The sequence below is a fragment of the Streptomyces sp. E2N166 genome, assembly GCF_003671715.1.
In the GTDB taxonomy this organism is placed as follows: domain Bacteria; phylum Actinomycetota; class Actinomycetes; order Streptomycetales; family Streptomycetaceae; genus Streptomyces; species Streptomyces thinghirensis.
In genome coordinates, this window is the sequence record NZ_RAIF01000031.1 from 648376 (window position 1) to 653056 (window position 4681).

General features: G+C 72.7%; 5 protein-coding genes and 1 pseudogene. 4 read left to right on the top strand and 2 right to left on the bottom strand.

The window, feature by feature from the left end:
* Positions 1–202 precede the first annotated feature (202 nt).
* From EBH09_RS25010 to EBH09_RS25020, 3 genes are all read left to right on the top strand, one after another.
* Positions 203–1168, top strand: coding sequence for a zinc-binding dehydrogenase (locus EBH09_RS25010; protein ID WP_121749165.1), 966 nt, complete (start codon positions 203–205; stop codon positions 1166–1168).
* A gap of 80 nt (positions 1169–1248) precedes the next feature.
* Complete coding sequence (locus EBH09_RS25015; RefSeq protein ID WP_121749540.1) at positions 1249–1458, top strand: HTH domain-containing protein; 210 nt, start codon at positions 1249–1251, stop codon at positions 1456–1458.
* Positions 1458–2024 (top strand): Clp protease N-terminal domain-containing protein, encoded by a 567-nt coding sequence (locus EBH09_RS25020; protein WP_121749166.1) that lies wholly within the window; start codon positions 1458–1460, stop codon positions 2022–2024. Before EBH09_RS25015 ends, EBH09_RS25020 begins: the two co-directional genes overlap by 1 nt.
* Positions 2025–2088: 64 nt before the next feature.
* On the opposite strand, the gene EBH09_RS25025 is transcribed toward EBH09_RS25020, so the two are convergent.
* Together EBH09_RS25025 and EBH09_RS25030 are read right to left on the bottom strand one after the other, a co-directional pair.
* Positions 2089–3144 (bottom strand): PadR family transcriptional regulator, encoded by a 1056-nt coding sequence (locus EBH09_RS25025; protein WP_121749167.1) that lies wholly within the window; start codon positions 3142–3144, stop codon positions 2089–2091.
* 1 nt (position 3145) lies between these two features.
* Positions 3146–4096 carry a DUF4097 family beta strand repeat-containing protein gene (locus EBH09_RS25030; protein WP_193776513.1) on the bottom strand — a complete coding sequence of 317 codons (951 nt, stop codon included), beginning with the start codon at positions 4094–4096 and terminating at the stop codon, positions 3146–3148.
* 136 nt (positions 4097–4232) lie between these two features.
* On the opposite strand from EBH09_RS25030, the pseudogene EBH09_RS25035 reads away from it, so the two are divergent.
* Positions 4233–4681: pseudogene (locus EBH09_RS25035) on the top strand (hypothetical protein); the annotation flags it as partial.

Genomic DNA, 4681 nt, shown 5'->3' on the forward strand with positions numbered 1-4681 from the left:
CGTCGGTGCCGGGCGGGGGCGGGTGGCGTGGCCCGGCGCTGCGGAGTGCCGCTGTGCCCGTCCGTGCCGCCCCGGCGCACGACTGCCCGCAGTGGCGCGGCACGACTGCCCGCAGTGGCGCGGGGCGGGGCGGTGACAAGAGGGCGTGTGTCACAGGGCGTCGTGGTTCCGGTTGGCGGGTCGGGAACCTATCGTCAAGGTCATGTTCGCTGTCTACGCCGCCCGAATCGACCGCGACCAGCCGCTGTCCGGCCTGGAGTTGGGAGAGCGTCCCGCTCCCGAGGCCCGGCCCGGCTGGAGTGTCGTCGATGTCAGGGCCGCCTCCCTCAACCACCACGACCTGTGGTCCCTGCGCGGCGTCGGCCTCCCGGAGGACCGGCTGCCGATGATCCTCGGCTGTGACGCCGCCGGTGTCGACGAGGACGGCAACGAGGTCGTCCTGCACTCCGTGATCGGTCAGACCGGTCACGGCGTCGGCCCGAAGGAGCCCCGCTCGATCCTCACGGAGCGCTACCAGGGGACGTTCGCCGAGCAAGTCGCCGTGCCGACCTGGAACATCCTGCCCAAGCCGAAGGAGCTCTCCTTCGAGGAGGCGGCCTGTCTGCCGACCGCCTGGCTGACGGCGTACCGCATGCTGTTCACCAACGCCGGGGTGCGTCCCGGTGACTCGGTGCTCGTACAGGGCGCCGGCGGCGGAGTCGCCACCGCAGCGATCGTGCTCGGCAGGGCGGCGGGGCTGCGGGTCTTCGCCACGAGCCGGGACGAGGCCAAGCGGAAGCGCGCCCTGGAACTGGGCGCCGTGGAGGCCGTCGAGCCGGGCGCGCGGCTGCCGCAGCGGGTCGACGCCGTCATCGAGACCGTGGGCGCCGCGACCTGGTCCCACTCGGTGAAGTCGCTGCGTCCGGGGGGCACGCTCGTCATCTCCGGCGCCACCAGTGGCGACCGGCCCTCCCACGCCGAGCTGACCCGGGTCTTCTTCCTGGAGCTCAAGATCGTCGGCTCCACGATGGGCACCAAGGACGAGTTGGAGGACCTGCTCTCCTTCTGTGCCGCGACCGGTGTGCGTCCCGTCATCGACGAGGTGCTTCCGATGGACCGGGCCCGCGAGGGCTTCGAGCGGATGGCCTCCGGAGGGCAGTTCGGCAAGATCGTGCTCAGCGGTTCCTGACGCGTTCTCCGCGCCTCCGACACCCCGGAGCGTGTCAACTATTGTTGACACGCTCCGGGGTGTCAACCTATGTTGACACCATGAGTGAAGCAACCGATCTCGCCGCGCGTGCCGGTGATCGCGACCCTCGGGTCGGGCTGCGGGCCGTCGCCGCATTGCGGATGCTGCTGGAGCAGCTGGAGGCGGTGCAGGTGCGCAGCGCGCGCAATCAGGGGTGGTCGTGGCAGGAGATCGCTACGGAACTCGGAGTCAGCAGGCAGGCCGTGCACAAGAAGTACGGGAGGCATTGATGTTCGAGCGATTCACGAAGGATGCCCGGGCCGTGGTGCAGGGGGCGGTCGAGCACGCCGAAGGGGCGCGGGCGCAGACCGTCGACGCCGAGCACCTGCTGCTCGCCCTGCTGGACCGTGAGGGCAGCCGCGCCTCCTTCGCGCTGTCGGCGCTCGGGGCCGGCGAACGCGAGGACGCGATACGGCAGGCCCTGGCGGAGGCGCGGCGCCGGGCCGGGCTGACGCGGGCCGAGACCGATGCCCTCGCCGGGCTGGGGATCGACGTCTCCGAGATCGTCGCCCGGGTGGAGGAGGCCCATGGCGTCGGTGCGATGTCCGGCGAACGGACGGGCAGGCGTTGGTGGTCCGGACAGCACCGCAGCTTCAGCAAGGGTGCCAAGGAGGTGTTGGAGCAGGCTCTGCGGGCCGCCGTGGCCCGGCGCGACCGGAGTATCGGGGACGAGCACGTCCTGCTCGCCCTGACCGTCCGGCCCGGTGTGCCCGCCGAGGTGCTCGCCGACCACGGGGTGACCCACGAGTCGCTGACCAGGGTGCTGGGCGGCGGCGCCGGTGAGGCCTGCGCCTGACGTGTGCTGCCTCCCCCCGGGCCAGGCGTTTCGGCGGCGGGCCGGGGGTGTCGCGCCCGAGGGCTCAGGCCTTCGGCGTCCGCAGTATCGCCCCGATGTGCGCCGCCGCGGTCGACAGCTGGAGGCGGGCGTCGCGGAACTGGTCGGCGGTGACGCCGTGGTCCCGGGCCGCGTCACGGATGTCGTCCCGGAAGCGGTCGAGCAGCCGGTCGAGGTCGCGAGCCGGATCACCGGTGGCCTCCGCGGCGTCCTCGTGGGCCCAGGCCGGAGCGTAACCGGCCGGAAAGTCCTCGGGGGTGGCGGAGTACTCGGGCCGGTGGGTGGACTTGTCGGCGTCGGTGCGGCCGAAGCCCCAGTCCGCGCCGAACTCCTTTCCGAAGTCCTTCCCGAAGTCGCCGACCTCCTTGGCCAGTTCGCTCAGGCCCTCGCGCAGACCCGTCGGCCAGTCGCCCCGCGCGAAGTGGTCCTGCACCTGTTCCTGGACCCGCTGGGCGATGCGCTGCACCTCCTCCTGTGCCTGCGCCCGGGCCCGCTCCTGGGCCTCCTTGGCCTGGCGCCGGGCCCGCTGGGCCTCGTCCCGGGCGCGGCGACTCTCGTCCTTCGCGCGGCGCGCCTGCTCCTTCCACTCCTGCTTGACGCGCCGCATCTCCTCCTTGGCGGCGCGCCAGGCCTCCTTGTCGTCGGTGTCCGCGGAGCCGCCCCCCTCGTCGTGCGCTCCCGAGCCGGCGCCCCGGTGGGCCGCGCCGGCCGCGGCCCGCATCTCCCGGCGCAGATCGCCCGCGGCACCGCGCACGTCGGCCCGGATCTCGGCGGCGAGCTCGGCCACCGACTCCCGGATCTCCAGCTCCAGGTCGGCCAGTTCACCACTGCGGTCGGACAGCTCGGCGCGGCCGGCGTCCGTGATGGCGTACACCTTGCGGCCGCCTTCGGTGGTGTGGGTGACCAGGCCCTCGGCCTCCAGCTTGGCCAAGCGGGGGTACACGGTGCCCGCCGACGGCGCGTACAGGCCCTGGAAGCGCTCCTCGAGGAGCCGGATCACCTCGTAGCCGTGGCGCGGGGCCTCGTCCAGGAGCTTGAGGAGGTAGAGGCGGAGGCGGCCGTGGGCGAAGACGGGGGACATGTCAGAGCACCTTCTTGTCGGTCGTGCCGTCGGCCGGGGCGCCGGCGGCGCCGTGATCCCGGCCGGAAGCGGAATTGTCCCCCGAGTCGTCCTGTGCGTGGTCCGACGGGCCGGTGCCCCGCGGCTCCCGCTCCCACGGTGTGTCCTCCGCCGCCGGACGGCGCAGCAGGGCGATCGAGCCGGAGACCGTCGTGGCCTTCAGGCGGCCGTTGCCCGCGCCGAGCCGGCCGGTGATCCGCTTGGCGCCCCACTGGCCGCCCACCCGGAGGTCCTCGAAGGCGCTGGAGACGGTGCCGCTGGCCGTGTTCGCCTCCACCTCCGCGTCGGCAGGCTGGGGCAGCCGGATGGCGATCTCGCCCGAGACGCTGGTCAGACTGATGTCGGTGGGCCCGCCGGCGGTGTCCAGGTCGACGATCATCGAACCGCTCACCGAGTCGGCCCGGACGGAGGAGCCCGCCTCGACCACCGTCAGGTCGCCGGAGACGGAGTTGAAGCGCAGGTCTCCGGTGAGGGCCTGCGCCTCCACGTTCCCCGAGACGGTGTCGGCGCGGACCGGGCCCGCGAGGCCCACCAGTGTGGTGTCGCCGGAGACGCCCTTCACCTCGGCGCGCCCGTCGAGCCCGGAGACCACGGCCGCGGCGCTGACCACGCCCACCTCCACCCGGGTGCCGGTCGGCACGGCCAGGGAGACCACCGCGCTGCGGCGCCAGCCCTTGCGGTCGAGCCACTTGAGGAAGCCCTTCCAGGGCAGGTCCTCGTAGGCCACCGTGAGAACGCCGTCCTGGTGGGTCACGACCAGGGGCGGCCCCTCGACCTCGGAGACTTCCAGGCGGGCGGAACCCTCGTCCGTGCCCACGACGTTCACTGTTCCATTGACGATGCGTACGTGGAGCTCGCTCACGGACTCGTCGAAGGTGAGTTTCCTGGGCTCCGCGACGGACCACTCGGACATGGTGAGACCTCCTCGACCGAACGCGCCATATCGCGTCCTCCGCAATTCACGATATATCGCGGGCATGGAAAGTCAAGGCACCCGTTCTGGTGATCTACGATCGGCCGAAGGTAATGAATTGCCCTAGCTTGAGAGCATGTCGACGGAAGAGTCCGTGTCCGATGCCGCTGCCGGTGCCCTGCTGCTGTGCCGCGCGGAGCCGGACTCCGTCGCCGCCGTCGCCCCGCTCCTGGGCGAACGCATGCCGCTGGTCCGGGCCGGGGAGGAGTGGAGCGTGCTCGTCCCGCGCGGCACGCCCTGGCGGCACGGCGACGAACCGGTCGACCGCGTGCTCACCGGCTGGGCCGCGGCCCTCGCCGTCGGCGCCCCGTGGCCCGTACTCGCCCTGTGGTGGGACGCCGACCGGGCGGGCTACACCCTCGCGTCCGGATTCCGCCGCCCCGTCGGCTACGTGTGGCTCGCGGACGGCACCCCGGCCGGCGAGGACGAGGCCATGCGGACCTTCGCCGCACGTCTCGGCCTCGACCCCGTCCTGGACGTCCAGTCGCTGGACCGGCTGACGAAGCCGGACCCCGAGGCCGACGC